Here is a 15,086-nt window from a genome sequence, read left to right as displayed (position 1 = left end):
GACCTTTTACGGTCCCATGTTTAAATTGAGGACATGCTTTAGTCTTTTTTCATCGGTAGTTTTTGTGATTCACCCATTTGGTTAATCATTTGATCTAGACCTTTGACATGGACACTACGCTGCGGGAATGGAATCTCAATTTTCTCATCGTCTAGTGCCACTTTGAATTGTTCTAGCAACTCACACTGCATTGACCACCAGTCAGCATTGGTGGTCCAAACATTCAAAGTCAAATCCACCGAATTATCGCCCAAGTTGGTAACACGCACGATCGGCTCAGGATCAGTAAAGGCCAAAGGGTTATTTCGTGCCAAGTTAAGCATGACGGTTTTAGCCGCTTTAATATCTGCGTCGTAACCAATACCGACTGTGATATCAACACGGCGATTGGGCAACGATGAATAATTGGTGATCGCTGAAGTTGTGATATTACCGTTTGGAATGATGATATCGTGGTTATTGGTCGTCGTTAAATGCGTATTGACCAAAGTGATTTCGCCCACTGTACCAGTAAAGCCGTTGATTTGGACATAATCGCCACTGACAAATGGGCGAAAAGTCACAATCATGATGCCAGCTGCAAAGTTTGATAACTGATCTTTTAATGACAAACCAATGGCGACCGCTGCACCACCCAAGATCGCAACGACAGATGTCGTCTGTACGCCTACCTTACTTAAAGCCGCTAGGGTAACCACGACGAGTAAAACGCCATACAATAAACGACCTAAAAAGCTGGCGACCGTGTCATCCAAGCGACTTTTTAGCATGACCTTATGTGCGATGCTTACTGCTTTTTTGGCCAACCACAGTCCGATGACGAATATTAGAATGGCCAACGCTAGCTTGGTTGTTAACACTACTGCACTGGCGGTTAGCGTTGCGATATCGATGGTGAAACCTAAAAATTCCATACTGACTCTTTATTCTATAAATGTTTTGATAAATGCATGTTAATATTTTTTGATGTCTGTCTATGTGGTATTTAACCACAAATGTTAATAAGTGACATCGACTTTGTCACTATAGCGATACGTCCGTATCAGGCGCAACTCTACAATATTTTTCATATCTTTGGTAAATTGACCAAAAGGCGCCGCTTGACGCACTGATTGTTTTGCCGCTTCGTCTAGTATTGTCGAGTTCGAGCTCTCTAGCAGACGAATGGCTTTAATATTGCCATCGTTATTAATGATGACCATCAAGCGCACATCACCTGTAATGCCTTGGGCACGAGCTTGTACTGGATAGTGCAAGTTACCAACACGCTCAACATGCTCACGAAAGGTATTGATATAATCTGCTGCGACACCGCGCGTGGTCGAATTGCTATCCATCGTCACGACTTTTGATTTGGTCGCATAGACTTGCTGACGCTGGGAGAGCTGTGCTTCTAATGTAGCTATTTGTTTGCGTAGCCGCTCTTCTTGTGCCATGGCATCGTCTTGTGCTTGTTTGCTATCATTATCAGACTCAACCGTTGCTTGACGCCAGCTCAAAGTGGTGCGTAGATAACTTTCTTGATAGCGCTGCTGACGAACTTGCCGCTGTAAATTGATGACGTCTTGCGTCTCACTCATTTGTTCAGCGGACAAAGGACTGGTTTGATCAGTCTCTTGCCGCAGCGTCTCCTCTATTGTGCCACCACCTTCTTGTGACGCATTGGCAATGAAATGCGCGTCTTCATTTGGTTGCATGTTGTCCGTGAGGGCTTTTGCGACGTCTTGCATCATTGCAGCGGGATCTTTACCCATCGAAAAGCTGATACCAAAGATAATCCCGACATGTATCGCAACAGCGATCACAATCGCGATAGGCAAACCCAAATCACGCTTGGGCGCTTGAGCAGAAAAATGGTAACTTTGTGAATCTTTGATATAGGCCACAATAGGTCTCAGCGGATAAAAATCAAGTCAAACAAATAAAAAGCACTATTGCTACAGAGCCTAAAACAATGCCAGTGCTATCATAACATGACATAGAATTATACTGCCAGTATAACTGTGATGCCGTATTTTCACCCACTTTTGCTATGCCAGCAGCTCTGATCGGCTGATTAATAGGCCCAGTAGCTTCAAATAAAATAGATCGGTAGCAATGATGTTTTTGTTATAGCAATGTTTGTTTTACTTTAGCAGCAGGCGTCATCAAATGAATTACTACAAAGTGTAGGTGTTTATTTTGAAGCCATCACATTTACTATATACTGTTTTATAAGTATTAAATAACGACCCCTATTATTATAAGGATAATAAGTTTGAGTGGCTTTGATAACATGAATGACAACGTGAATGATTCAGACAATTTCGATGAGTTTTTCGAAAATATGGGTGACCGTTTTGACGAGTCATTTAGCGGAGGCTGGGAGCGCCTTACTCAGTCTATTAAGCAAATATATAATAAAACGACTGACAAGCTAGAAGACGAAATCGCTCTGCCCGTTGCCCAAAAATATGTCAACGACGCCTTGCAGAAATTTGTCACTGATAATGTAAAAGCCATTTTAGAATTGCGTGTTGAGATGCATGACGACTGGTTTCGATTATTCTGTACAGTCAATACCAGTGGCATTTATGCTGAGGTGGCCAGTAATTTTAGCTTGGTCCATGTGCAGCTTGATCGTAATGTTCAGCGCTTTGTTTTTGGGCAGCAGACCTATACCGATGTACTCAACCTACGTTGTGAGTCGTTTCTCAAACGTCAAGGGGTTAAGCTTTTCATCTGGTTTTATCATAGTATCCTCAAAAAAGATCCTTTAGGATTTATTCTGTCTTATATCAATATTGCTCGTACAAAAGATGAAGTCATTTATCTTGATATCAATCGTTGGCTCAAGAGCAACAAAAAAATCATTAGCACGCTGCATAAGGTTCAAGTGAACTATGGCGAGCTTGAAGAAGAGCAGATGGTTTTAAAAACACAAATCAACTATCGGGATTTACTGGCTGCCAGTAGCAATGAAGACATCATTAGCGATGATGATGAACCGCAGCTGATGCAAGGTCCAATCAGACCGATAGAGGATGCCACCGAACCTAGCCAAGTTTAAAGCATGTTTGCTTTTTTTATACCATTACGCGGTCTCTGAAAGCCTATTTACTTTTAGAGACCGCGTTATGGTATAAAAAATAGCTTACAGATGGTCAATATCAACCCTGTGTCTGCTCACAGCTGATACTTACCAATAGTTTTCTACTGCAATATTACCCTCACCGCGTCGGTTCATGACCAACCCTAACGATTTTAATGTCTCTTTGGTATCTTCTACCATATCTGGATTACCACATAGCATGACATGCGTACTATCGATATCCAGCTCGATACCTGCTCGCGCTTGCAAAGTACCCTCTAACAACAGCTTTGGCAGACGTTCTGTCAATGCCCCTTCGACAGACTCACGAGTAACAATAGGAATAAAGGTCAGTGTCGCTGGGTTATCTACCAACGAACCAAATTCTTCTTGCAAGCTTTCAATCTTCTCCACATAAGCAAGCTCCTCCGTTGAACGTGCGCTGTAGGCAAGAATAATATGCTCGTAATCTTCCCATGTCTTTAAATCTTGTAACATGGATAAGAAAGGAGCCAAACCAGTACCAGTCGCTAGTAGCCATAGATCTTTTGGCAAGGGTTTTTGATAACGGGCTAAGGTTAGAAAACCAAATGGCATTGTATTGAGTAGCAATTCATCGCCTACTTGCAAGTGTTGTAACTGCGAGGTAAATGCACCATCTGGAATCACGATAGAGAAGAATTCTAGCACTTCGTCAAAAGGGGACGACACTATTGAATAGGCACGAAAGATATCTTCATTCAATGCTGTATTCGCTGCTTCATCGACGCCATCATCAGATGCGTCGCTTTGCTGCTTATAATACTGTAACTGGCTAGGATTGACGCCCAAACGTACAAATTGGCCTGCGGTAAACTTAAAACTGTCAGGACGGCTCACCGTAAAGCTAAATAGATTTGGTGTCCATGTGGTTTTGCTGAGCACCGTTACCTTTTGAATATTTTCACTCATAATAATTGTTCACCCACCTAGTATTTATACTTATTGAATTATTAGACGCTACAAACGAAAAGATGCGCCAAGCTTATCACAAAGCAGGCGCATCTTGGTTTTCTAACCGTAACAATAGACAAGCCACCGTATACAGTGGCTTACCTTTTCTCTATGATAACAACTTACCACATCTGACAGCTACCAGATACGTGCCAGACTTGCCCACTCAATCATACTATTGGGTAAGACACCGAAGAAGACGATAATGGCAGTTACCGCAATCACCATTATACCGCCCATACGAATACCCCATTGTCCAGACACATCAAATTCAATAAATTGCTTAGGACGTTTGAACAACGTGAGCATAACGCGCAAATAATAGAACAAACCGATGGCACTACCGAGAATAATCATTGCGGCTAAGAACCAATGAGTACCTTGTACCGCAGACAATATCGCAAATAGCTTAGTGATAAAACCTGCCGTCAAAGGAATACCTGCCAATGACAACATCATAATCGTCATAACAGCGGTCAATACAGGACGACGCCAAAACAGTCCTTGATAATGCGTTAACTCATCCGCTTCACCAGACAAGCGATATGGACTCGACATCAAGGTCACAACCCCAAAGGCACCAATAGAGGTAAACGCATAAATCGCCATATACATACTAGAGATACTATCAGCTGCTGCACCAATGCTAACAATGACGATCAGCACATAACCCATATGGGCAATCGAAGAGTAACCAAGTAGACGTTTTAGGCTGGTTTGGCGTATGGCCAATAAGTTACCCACCAAAATTGACAAGGTTGCCATCACCATCAGCAACATCTGTACCGAGGGCAGTGCCAACAAAGACGTATCAATCAAAAAGCGAACCGCGAGCGCCATCATCGCCACTTTTGAAACTGACGCTAAAAAGGTTGCGATAGGTGCTGGTGCGCCTTCATAAACATCGGGCGTCCACATATGAAATGGTGCCGCAGACAGTTTAAAGGCAATACCGAACATCATCATTGCCGCACCAAGAATCAATAGTGGCGATTCAAATAGATTGGTCAGCATCATACTGATGGGCTTGAAAGCCAATGAGCCAACTTCTGCGTAAATAAAAGCCATGCCCATGAGCAACGTCGCCGATGCAGTCGCAGACAATACCAAATACTTTAAACCCGACTCAAGCGAGCGATTACGCATATACGTATAAGCTAGCAATCCATAGAGCGGCACTGATAGCATCTCTAAACTCATAAAGAACGATGCCATGTGCTGAGCGCTTACCATGAGTAAGGCGCCAATCGTCGATAGCAACATGAGCAAATATAGCTCGTCTTTATTGTCTTTTAAATTGGCCAGATACGCATACGATAGCGTACAGCAGGCCAATGCACAGATAAAAATAACCACCATATTAAACTGAGCGAAGTTATCAATGACAAATAACTGCTCAGCGTTTGGCATCATATTACCACTATTAACAATACCCAGCATTTGACCAATTAAGGTAAACAAACCGATATTCAAACCGGCAACCGTGATTGCCGCAGTGACCATATGCGAGCGCTTGATTGCAATGGCAATCATAACTGCCAATACCGTAATGACTACGATAATAATTGGCGCGTAAGGCAACAATCCCATCAAATCATTCATTGTAATATTATTCATGACTTAACGTGCCTCCATTGCATCAAGCAACTGCGATGCATCTACCTGTGTTACTTGACTGTATATATACGCATTGTTGATCCACTGCATCGCGTGACTCGACGTATCGAGGAACGGCTGCGGATAAAGTCCAAGCCATACCAGTCCAGCGGCCAATACCAGTAACAATGACAGCTCACGTTTGCCCAAATCTTTTAGTCTGCGCGTGGGCAACCCATGTGACTTAGTCTCTTCGAGCGCCAGTTCGGCAATATTATTTGTTCCAAATAAAGCACGGTGGATCAGTATCAGCGAGTACAATCCTGCCAATACCAAGCTAAACGTTGCAAATACCACGAATACCGGATATTGAGCAAATGAGCCAAATAAGATCATAAATTCGCCGATGAAGTTACCTGTACCAGGGATACCCAGCAGCGCGGCACAGAAGAACATCAATATCGGTGCATAGTAACGGAACTGTCCCCACATGCCGCCCATTAAAGTCAAATCGCGCGTATGCAAACGTTCATACAACTGCCCTGCCATGATAAAGAGTGCCGCTGAGCTTAAGCCATGCGCCAGCATCTGAATCATCAAACCTTGCAAGCTCAGTAGCGTACCAGCATAAATAGCCAATACTACAAATCCCATGTGCGAGATACTGGTATAAGCCAGCAAACGCTTCATATCGGTTTGCATAAAGGCCAACCATGCCCCGTAAAAGATACCAATCGTACCCAACGTCATCGCAATCGGCGCAAACTCTTGAGATGCCACAGGAAATAACGGTAAAACAAATCGAATCAAACCGTAAGCCGCAGTCTTAATCAAAACCCCTGCCAAATCCACCGAACCTGCTGTTGGTGCCTGCGCATGCGCATCTGGCAACCAGCCATGGAATGGAATAATCGGCAACTTAACTGCAAAGCCGATAAAGAAACACAGCATGATTGGATATTCCCAGCCGCCAAGTGACGTACCGAGTAAATCATTATAGTTAAAGCTCACCACACCTTTTTGTGCGTAGCTGATAATAACCAATATCAAAATACCAATCAGCATGATAAGACCAGAGGCTTGGGTATAGATAAAGAACTTGGTGGCCGCATATTCTTTGGTTTTACCGACCACATCATGACCCCAAATAGCGATCAAGAAATAGATAGGAACCAGCATCATCTCCCAGAAGAAGAAGAATAAGAACAAATCAATGGCTAAGAAAACACCAATGACGCCGCCCAGACTCCAAAGCAAGTTTAGATGGAAGAAACCAACGCGGCGTTGAATCTCATTCCATGAACAGGCCACAGCAGCAATACCGAGCAGACCTGTCAATGCCACCATTAATAGTGATAAACCATCTAGCGCCAAATGAAAACTGATACCAAAGCTTGGTATCCACGGCACACTGAATTCAGCCACCCAAGGCACTGCTGAGTCTGGTGCAATGACTTGCTTGCTCATACCGCTAAAATTGCCGTACTGCCAGAGCACCAGTGATAGTGCAAAGGTCAATATCATACCGACCAACGCGATCCAGCGCGGCAGACGCTTATTAAATCGCTCTACCAGCCAACACAGCAACCCTGCAATAAAAGGAATTGCGATTAATGCTGGTAGCATCCACGTTTGTTGTAACTCAATCATCTTATACCACCGTCATCATTACCAGCACCAACAGCACAGCCATGCCCAAGCCAAAGCTTGTCGCATAACCTCGAAGTGACCCTGTTTGCGTCGCAGACAATATCTTATTACCTGCTGAAGCCAGCTTGGGTAATACATACCACGTTTTATCAATAGGGTCGGCTTTAAATAAGCGGCCGATGAATAAAAAGGGTTTTACAAAAATTAGATCATATAGCGCATCAAAGCCTAGACCGTGATAGCACCAGTGATATAGCCCACCACCAATGCGTGAACGTTTGAAGCTGGTTAGTATGCGACCTTTATTTACCACATAGAGCAGTGCAGCGATGATCAAACCAGCTGCCATCGCACCCATCGCGATATATTCTGCCGTGTGCTTAGCATGTGCTTGACCTGCCACTTCTAATAGATGCCCAACGCTCTCTGGCAACACGCCTTGTAATGGCGGCGTAATCCATGCACCAACCGCTGTTGATAGCACTAGCAGCACAGTAAGCGGTAACCAATACGATACCCCTGACAATTTGTGTGCATGGGTTTTCTCTTCACCAAAGAAGATAATCCAAATCATACGGAAGGTATAAATAGCCGTTAAGAATGCCCCAAACACACCCATGTAGAACAATACTAAGTGACCTGTCGCATAGGTTTCCCAAAGAATCGCTTCTTTAGAGTAAAAACCAACGGTTACCCAAGGTATGGCAGCCAATGCACCACCACCGACGATATAACACCAAAATACCAATGGTATCTTTTTACGTAAGCCGCCCATCTTGAAGATATCTTGCTCATGATGTACCGCAAGAATAACCGCACCTGATGATAAAAACAGCAATGCTTTAAAGAAGGCATGCGTCATCAGATGGAAGATAGCCCCTTGCCATGCACCCACACCAAGTGCTAAGAACATATAACCAATCTGACTCATGGTTGAATACGCAAGAATACGTTTGATGTCTGTTTGCGCCAATGCACAAAAACCAGCAACGACCAGCGTTAATGCCCCTACGCCGCCAACCCAGTACAATAAAATACCTGGCGTCAGCTCAAATAATGGATGCAGACGAGCGATTAAATACACCCCTGCTGTCACCATCGTTGCAGCGTGAATCAGCGCTGATACGGGCGTCGGACCTGCCATCGCATCGGCAAGCCACGTATGTAGTGGCAACTGGGCTGATTTACCCATTGCACCGCCCACAAGCATCATAGTGGTTAACATCATGATTGGATTATTGATGTCAAAAACTTCTGGCGCGCGCGTGATAATCTCTTGAATATTGAGCGTACCAAACTCGCGGAATAATAAAAATAGACCAAAAGCTAAGAACACATCACCCACACGCGTAACCGTAAAGGCTTTTATCGCCGCGCGACCATTGGCTCTATCGTGATAATAGTAACCGATGAGCAAGTACGAACAGATACCCACACCTTCCCAGCCCAGATAGAGTAAAAATAAGTTATCTGCCAATACCAGCAATAACATGCTGGCGACGAACAAATTCATATAGCTAAAGAAGCGTGCAAATCCTGTATCGCCTTTCATGTACCAAGCAGCAAACAAATGGATTAAAAAGCCAATACCAGTAATGACGCCAGTCATGGTCAATGCCAAGCCATCAAAGCTAAGTCCAAAATTTGGCGCAAAATCACCAACTTGGAACCATGTCCATAGCGGTATTTCTATCACCGTTCCTGCTGGACTGGTGGTCAAAAAGGTATAACTGACAACCAGTGTGCACAATGCTGATAACAACATGCTACCAACACCGACAATCGCTGCCACCTGCTCCGTTAACTTGTCACGCATAAAGGCTAAAATCAAAAAGCCAACGAGCGGGAATATAAAGGTTAATGGTAATAAACTCATGACATCATCCTTTCATCTCATTGGCGGTATCGACATCTAGATGCCCACGCTTATGATAAAACCGCAATAATATTGCCAAACCAATGGCGGCCTCGGCTGCTGCCAACGTCAAAATAAAGATAAACATAATCTGCCCATCTGGATCGACCCAGCGACTCCCTGCTATGACAAATGCCAATGCTGTCGCATTCATCATGATCTCAAGGCTCATCAGCATAAATAAGAAATTACGTCGTACCATGACGCCGCACAAACCAATGGCAAATAAAATACCGGCCAAAATCAATCCATGGCTCATCGGTATCATTCCCAATAAGTTTTGTGCCTCAGCAGCAGGCTGTACTAAGCCTGCCACTTCATGGGCAAACGGCACATTCGATACGTCTTGTGCCACGCTCGCTGCTAGTACCATCAGTCTGACTCCTTGCGCGTGACTCGTTTTACAACCACGACTCGTTTTGCACCCACATAGTCACGTGGATCAACATCTTTATATTCATAAGGTTCAGCCGTTTCTGCTGCATTGTTTTCTACATGAGAGCTATCGTGATTGTACGACTTGGTGCGAGCCGCACTCGGCTGCCCTTTATGACTGTCGTCACTGACAATCTCGTCATCATTGGCTTCTTTACCCAAATGATAAGCGGCCACTAAAGCTGCCAACAGCAATAAGGCTGCTACTTCTATCAGCATCACGTATTTGGTAAACAACACCGTGCCAACTACTTTGGCAGATACGGTGGTACCACCAATCATCGCTGTGCCGTCGTCATTAAGACCAATCAGCGCATAAAGAATCACAGCAATGATGATGGTCAAACCTGTCGGTATCGCCCAACTGCCAGCATCTAGCCATTTCTCTTCGCGCTCATCATTACTCATACCGAGATTCAACATCATGATGACAAAGACAAACAGCACCATGATAGCGCCTGCGTAGACCACGATTTCAAGCGCGCCTGCGAATGGCGCACCAAGCACAAAAAATATCCCAGCAATCGCTAGCAATGACACAATCATTGATAAAATAGCATGTACGGGGTTGGCTTGAGTGACCACCCGCAGGCTGGCAAAAATAGCCACGGCTGCAAGCGAGTAAAACCCTGCCAATTCAGGATGATTTAAGATATTCATCATGGCAGCAAGCTCCTTAGATCAATAGGTGCAGATTCATTTTGAGCTGCCCCTTTTGGTTTGTCCGCGACCGCCATACCCGTCACACGATAATAGTTATAATCAGGATATTTACCCGGTCCTGAAATGAGCAAATGCTCTTTTTCGTAAACCAAGTCCTGACGCTTATATTCACCAAGCTCAAAATCTGGTGTCATTTGAATAGCGGTTGTCGGACAGGCTTCTTCACACATTCCACAAAAGATACATCGTGAAAAATTGATCCGAAAAAACTCTGGATACCAGCGGCCATCTTCACGCTCCGCTTTTTGTAGCGAAATACAACCGACTGGGCATGCAACAGCACATAAGTTACAGGCAACGCAGCGCTCATCTCCATCAGGGTCACGCGTTAGGACAATACGTCCACGAAAACGTGGCGGTACAGGTACCGGCTCTTCAGGATAAAGAATGGTATCACGTGGCCTGAGCGCATGACTATTGACCATCCACATGCTGCGGACAATGGTAAATATACCAATGACGGTCTTTTTTATAGTAGTAAACATGGGATTATTATCCTTATCAGCTTTACCCTAGTTCATCAGTGATGGCTAGTAATGATTACAACGTTGGGGAAAAGATCAAAATGACTGCAGCCGTAATCAATAAATTAATCAACGTTACTGGCAGGCAAACTTTCCAGCCAAAGTTCATCACCTGATCATAGCGCGGACGCATGAGTGAGCCTCGAGCCAAAACAAACATGGTCATAAAGAACAGTGTCTTAATCATGAACCAAAAAGCTGGTGGAATAAATGGAATGTCTAAGTTAAAAGGTGCAAGCCAGCCACCAAAGAACAAACACGTCATCAGCGCAGAAATCAAGACAACGTTGACGTATTCGCCAATAAAGAACATACCAAATTTCATGCCAGAATATTCGACATGATAGCCTTCAGCGAGCTCTTGCTCAGCTTCGGGTTGGTCAAACGGATGTCTATGGGTAACCGCTACGCCAGCCACCACAAAAGTCAAAAATCCAAAAAACTGCGGAATGATATACCAGCCATCAATTTGTGACTCGACAATCTCACGCAAGTTAAATGAGCCAGTCAATGCAACCACACCCATCAATGACAATCCCAAAAACACTTCGTAACTGATCGTCTGTGCAGCTGAACGTAATCCACCCAAAAGAGAAAATTTATTCGCCGATGCCCAACCACCGAACATCACAGCGTAGACCGCGATACCCGCCATGGCAAAGAAGAACAAAATGCCAATATCCCAATCAGCGACACCAAGCGTTGGTGAGATAGGAATAATGGCAAATGAAGCCAATGCCGTAAACATGGCAACCGCAGGTGCCAAAGTAAACATAAACTTATCAGTAAAGTTTGGCGTCCAATCTTCTTTAAAGAAGATTTTGAGCATGTCGGCCACCAACTGCAATGAGCCAAAAGGCCCTACACGGTTTGGACCATAGCGGTCTTGCCATAATGCCAGCATGCGGCGCTCATAGATGATCATCATGGCGGCAACCAGCACAACAACTAAGAAGATAACCAGTGATTGGCCCACCAAAAATAGAATGGACCACGCATCAAAGCTCATGCTATTGGCCAAAAAGCTTGGCACATCAGGAATAATACGAGTGACTTGCATATCACACCTCCTGTGTGGTGGTTGGCGCTACAGTTGCTTGCATGGCACGGTTATCATCAAAGCTGTTACCAGCATTTTTGTTTGTCAAAAAGCGATCATCAGCCATATCGCCCATCATCGTAACGGGCGCGTCAACTTTGCGTACCGACGCTGGCAGTGACGGATGAACGATGCTGACCTGACCGACTGGATAACCAATACAGCCTTCCGCTAAGTAACCGACAAGCTGGACTGGCAAGGTGATTTGTTGCTTATCAATCTCAATCGCTAAATAATCACCAGCAGCGATATTCCAGTTTTTGGCATCATCAATACCAATGCGCCATGCTGCAACAGGCAGTTGCTCTGCGACAATGGGACTGCGTGATACCATCATTGAGCTGGCATAAATATTATAGATAGGCACTAACTTGGCTTGTCCTTGCTGCATATCCGTCATGGTCGACGCAGTAGCTTCTGGTACCACATACTGACGAGTGGCTAGACGTTCTAACTGATCAAACAGGCGCACACCTGGATCACCATTTTTTAGATGACCACCCACTTTGTCTTGATATTTGTTCCACGCTTGCGGTGAGTTCCAACCTGCCGCATTGGCAAAAGGAATCATAGAGCTTGGGGTTTGTTTGCCGCTATAACCTTCCATTGAGAAAGTTAAACCTGTATCTAAATCCTTTGGCTGCATTGGCTCATGGACGGATATCGGTGCGCGCATGGCAGTACGGCCTGAATAGCGACGCGGTTGACGCGCAATTTTAAGACCAATAATGCGGTAATCTGCTTCTGGCGCTGCGCCTTTGATACCTGCAAGCTTAGGATGCGTGGCTATTAACGCATTGATCACATCATCCAATTGCGTCCAATCGACCTCTCTGCCTTCTAAGCTGCTATGCACAGCATGCAGCCAGCGCCAGCCTTCTTTGATACTGCTCATTGGATGATAATAGTTATTGTCATAGACTTGGAAAAAACGCTGAGCGCGGCCTTCAGCGGAGATCAATGTACCATCAGCTTCCGCAAAGCTTGCTGCTGGTAATACGATATCAACATCTTTGTGCCAATCAAGCAACTGATGATCAAGCGCAATCACGGTTTTATCAGCCAATAGCTGTGTTAACTTATTGGCATCTATTGCATCAGTTAGCTGATTTTCTGCAACGATGACCACATCAAAGTCACTCGCTAGTAGCTCTTCGACTGATTGACCACCAAGCATACAAACGCCCATGCTATTGGCATCAGGAACCGTCAGATAAATACCCGCTTGTGCATGATAGCTGTCATTCACTTCTTTTAGCTCAAGCTTCTCAGCTGGCTTACGCTCAACATCGTCTTGCGCTTCTTTATTTGTACCAGTGTCAGGTTTCTCTGGTTTGGCTGATAGCTCTTGATCTTCGTCAGGCTGATCAGTTTGCGCTTGCTGCTCTGCCGCTCTCACTTTTTCATTATGAACATCAACTTGGTGCTGCTCTGTCGCTTGAATGGCAGCACGTTTTTGGGTTAATGCTTGCGTGATTTGCGCGGCTGCTTCTATTAAGGCAACAGACGACAGACCCGTGCCTGAGATGACTAATGGTTTATCCGCTTGAATCAAGTCATAAGCAATTTGCTGGGCAAGCGATTGCATACCGTCGATGTTGGCATCAGCACTGGCATCTTGTTGCTTACTGTCCTGAGGATGAGCAATTTTGGCTAAATCATCAGAAAAATGAGCAATTTCTTCGGCCACTTTAAAGCCAAGTTTGGTAATGTCTTCAGGCGTTGCTACCACACTCACTTTACTGATATCTTCTAGCTTAGTTTGGGTCACATCAATGACATAAACGGGACTTAAAGCATCTTGAGCAATACGCTTGACAGGTTCAGCAAGCCAAGGCTGAGTCTGCAACGCGGCTGCCATTTTCAGACCTTCATTTTTAGCGGCTTGGCGTACTGATAGCGCGACTCTTGATGACGTTTGCGTGATGTCTTCACCCAATACCAATACGGCATCATAGCTTTCGATATCAGTCATGCTTGGGTTATAGATGCCCTCAGTGCTAAGCACTTCGATACATTTATTGACCAAAGATTGCTGCTGATGATTAAGGCCAGTTGAAAAGTTATTAAAGCCAACTAAGTTTTTTAGGGCAAAGTTGGTCTCTAAACTGGCACGTGGCGAGCCAATACCAATAACCTTTTTCTCTTTGATACGTTTGATGGTTTCATCTAGCGCATAGTCGATATTGATTTTGACGTGCTTATCATTGATACGCTCAAGCGCTTGCGTTGGGCGATCCTCACGGTTGACATAACCGTAACCAAAGCGACCACGATCGCATAAGAAATAACGGTTTACTTCACCGTTATAACGGTTTTCGATACGGCGCAATTCACCATAACGCTCACCTGGCGAGGTGTTACAGCCCGCTGAGCAGCCATGACAGATGCTTGGTGCATACTGCATGTCCCACTTACGATTGTAGCGCTCAGAATGCGTCTTATCCGTAAAGACGCCCGTTGGGCATACTTCAGTTAAGTTGCCTGAAAACTCGCTTTCAAACTGACCATCTTTATCGCGACCAAAATAGACACGGTTGTTTGAGCCATAAACGCCCAAATCCTCACCACCTGCATAATCCTTATAAAAGCGAACACAGCGATAGCAAGCGATACAACGGTTCATTTCATGAGCAATAAACGGCCCAAGCTCTTGGTTGTGATGCGTACGTTTGGTAAAACGATAGCGACGACGGCTGTGACCTGACATGTAAGTCATGTCCTGCAAGTGACAATGCCCTCCTTCTTCACAGGTAGGACAGTCATGCGGGTGGTTGGTCATGAGTAACTCAACCATCGACTTACGGAAGGCTTTGGCTTCATCATCGGTGACCGAAATATACATATCATCACCAGGTGCCACCATACATGACATCACTAGGCGACCACGACCTGCTTCCATATCTTCTTTATTTTGATATTGTTTAACCGCACACTGGCGGCATGATCCTACTGAGCCGAGGGCGGGATGATAACAAAAATATGGCACATCAATGCCAAGAGACAAACACGCTTGTAGCAAGTTATCGCTACTATCTACTTCGACAGTGGTTCCATCAATATGTATGACTGCCATGCCGC

At 44.8% G+C, this 15,086-nt stretch carries 12 protein-coding genes; 1 reads left to right on the top strand and 11 read right to left on the bottom strand.

What is annotated here, in order from left to right:
- Positions 1–38 precede the first annotated feature (38 nt).
- A complete protein-coding gene (locus A3K91_RS03535) occupies positions 39–914 on the bottom strand; it encodes a mechanosensitive ion channel family protein (protein WP_062844020.1) in 876 nt (291 codons plus the stop codon).
- Between the two features lie 84 nt (positions 915–998).
- Positions 999–1,886: an energy transducer TonB gene (locus A3K91_RS03530; RefSeq protein WP_062844019.1), complete on the bottom strand. Its 888-nt coding sequence runs from the start codon at positions 1,884–1,886 to the stop codon at positions 999–1,001.
- A 389-nt stretch (positions 1,887–2,275) separates the two neighbouring features.
- Here A3K91_RS03530 and A3K91_RS03525 point away from each other — a divergent pair, with 389 nt between their 5' ends.
- Positions 2,276–3,049: a hypothetical protein gene (locus A3K91_RS03525; protein ID WP_062845844.1), complete on the top strand. Its 774-nt coding sequence runs from the start codon at positions 2,276–2,278 to the stop codon at positions 3,047–3,049.
- A 129-nt stretch (positions 3,050–3,178) separates the two neighbouring features.
- On the opposite strand, the gene A3K91_RS03520 is transcribed toward A3K91_RS03525, so the two are convergent.
- The 9 genes from A3K91_RS03520 to nuoG all read right to left on the bottom strand — a co-directional run bounded on the left by A3K91_RS03520 (position 3,179) and on the right by nuoG (position 15,081).
- Positions 3,179–4,021, bottom strand: a complete 843-nt coding sequence (locus A3K91_RS03520; protein WP_062844018.1) for a ferredoxin--NADP reductase — start codon at positions 4,019–4,021, stop codon at positions 3,179–3,181.
- 180 nt (positions 4,022–4,201) lie between these two features.
- Positions 4,202–5,680, bottom strand: coding sequence for an NADH-quinone oxidoreductase subunit NuoN (nuoN, locus tag A3K91_RS03515; RefSeq protein ID WP_062844017.1), 1,479 nt, complete (start codon positions 5,678–5,680; stop codon positions 4,202–4,204).
- Positions 5,681–5,683: 3 nt separating this feature from the next.
- Entirely contained in the window at positions 5,684–7,309 is a 1,626-nt protein-coding gene (gene nuoM / locus A3K91_RS03510) for an NADH-quinone oxidoreductase subunit M (protein ID WP_062844016.1), read from the bottom strand.
- A 1-nt stretch (position 7,310) separates the two neighbouring features.
- Entirely contained in the window at positions 7,311–9,185 is a 1,875-nt protein-coding gene (gene nuoL, locus A3K91_RS03505) for an NADH-quinone oxidoreductase subunit L (RefSeq protein ID WP_062844015.1), read from the bottom strand.
- A gap of 4 nt (positions 9,186–9,189) precedes the next feature.
- Positions 9,190–9,498: an NADH-quinone oxidoreductase subunit NuoK gene (gene nuoK / locus A3K91_RS03500; protein ID WP_062845843.1), complete on the bottom strand. Its 309-nt coding sequence runs from the start codon at positions 9,496–9,498 to the stop codon at positions 9,190–9,192.
- Positions 9,499–9,596: 98 nt separating this feature from the next.
- Positions 9,597–10,322, bottom strand: a complete 726-nt coding sequence (nuoJ, locus tag A3K91_RS03495; protein WP_062844014.1) for an NADH-quinone oxidoreductase subunit J — start codon at positions 10,320–10,322, stop codon at positions 9,597–9,599.
- Positions 10,319–10,867: an NADH-quinone oxidoreductase subunit NuoI gene (nuoI, locus tag A3K91_RS03490; RefSeq protein WP_062844013.1), complete on the bottom strand. Its 549-nt coding sequence runs from the start codon at positions 10,865–10,867 to the stop codon at positions 10,319–10,321. Before nuoI ends, nuoJ begins: the two co-directional genes overlap by 4 nt.
- 55 nt (positions 10,868–10,922) lie before the next feature.
- On the bottom strand, positions 10,923–11,915 hold the full coding sequence (gene nuoH / locus A3K91_RS03485) for an NADH-quinone oxidoreductase subunit NuoH (RefSeq protein ID WP_062845842.1): 993 nt from the start codon (positions 11,913–11,915) through the stop codon (positions 10,923–10,925).
- A 52-nt stretch (positions 11,916–11,967) separates the two neighbouring features.
- Positions 11,968–15,081 (bottom strand): NADH-quinone oxidoreductase subunit NuoG, encoded by a 3,114-nt coding sequence (gene nuoG, locus A3K91_RS03480; RefSeq protein WP_062844012.1) that lies wholly within the window; start codon positions 15,079–15,081, stop codon positions 11,968–11,970.
- Positions 15,082–15,086: the final 5 nt, after the last annotated feature.

It is taken from the genome of Psychrobacter alimentarius (genome assembly GCF_001606025.1).
In the GTDB taxonomy this organism is placed as follows: domain Bacteria; phylum Pseudomonadota; class Gammaproteobacteria; order Pseudomonadales; family Moraxellaceae; genus Psychrobacter; species Psychrobacter alimentarius.
The sequence above is the reverse complement of the archived record's forward strand: the minus strand, read 5'-3'. Positions and strand labels throughout refer to the sequence as shown.

What these genes read in the sequence shown, in the direction of transcription:
- A3K91_RS03525 (WP_062845844.1), top strand. Translation starts at nt 2,276, where the DNA reads ATGAATGACAACGTGAATGATTCAGACAATTTCGATGAGTTTTTCGAA.
- nuoN (WP_062844017.1), bottom strand. Translation starts at nt 5,680, where the DNA reads ATGAATAATATTACAATGAATGATTTGATGGGATTGTTGCCTTACGCG.
- nuoL (WP_062844015.1), bottom strand. Translation starts at nt 9,185, where the DNA reads ATGAGTTTATTACCATTAACCTTTATATTCCCGCTCGTTGGCTTTTTG.
- A3K91_RS03520 (WP_062844018.1), bottom strand. Translation starts at nt 4,021, where the DNA reads ATGAGTGAAAATATTCAAAAGGTAACGGTGCTCAGCAAAACCACATGG.
- nuoM (WP_062844016.1), bottom strand. Translation starts at nt 7,309, where the DNA reads ATGATTGAGTTACAACAAACGTGGATGCTACCAGCATTAATCGCAATT.
- A3K91_RS03535 (WP_062844020.1), bottom strand. Translation starts at nt 914, where the DNA reads ATGGAATTTTTAGGTTTCACCATCGATATCGCAACGCTAACCGCCAGT.
- nuoJ (WP_062844014.1), bottom strand. Translation starts at nt 10,322, where the DNA reads ATGATGAATATCTTAAATCATCCTGAATTGGCAGGGTTTTACTCGCTT.
- nuoH (WP_062845842.1), bottom strand. Translation starts at nt 11,915, where the DNA reads ATGAGCTTTGATGCGTGGTCCATTCTATTTTTGGTGGGCCAATCACTG.
- nuoI (WP_062844013.1), bottom strand. Translation starts at nt 10,867, where the DNA reads ATGTTTACTACTATAAAAAAGACCGTCATTGGTATATTTACCATTGTC.
- nuoG (WP_062844012.1), bottom strand. Translation starts at nt 15,081, where the DNA reads ATGGCAGTCATACATATTGATGGAACCACTGTCGAAGTAGATAGTAGC.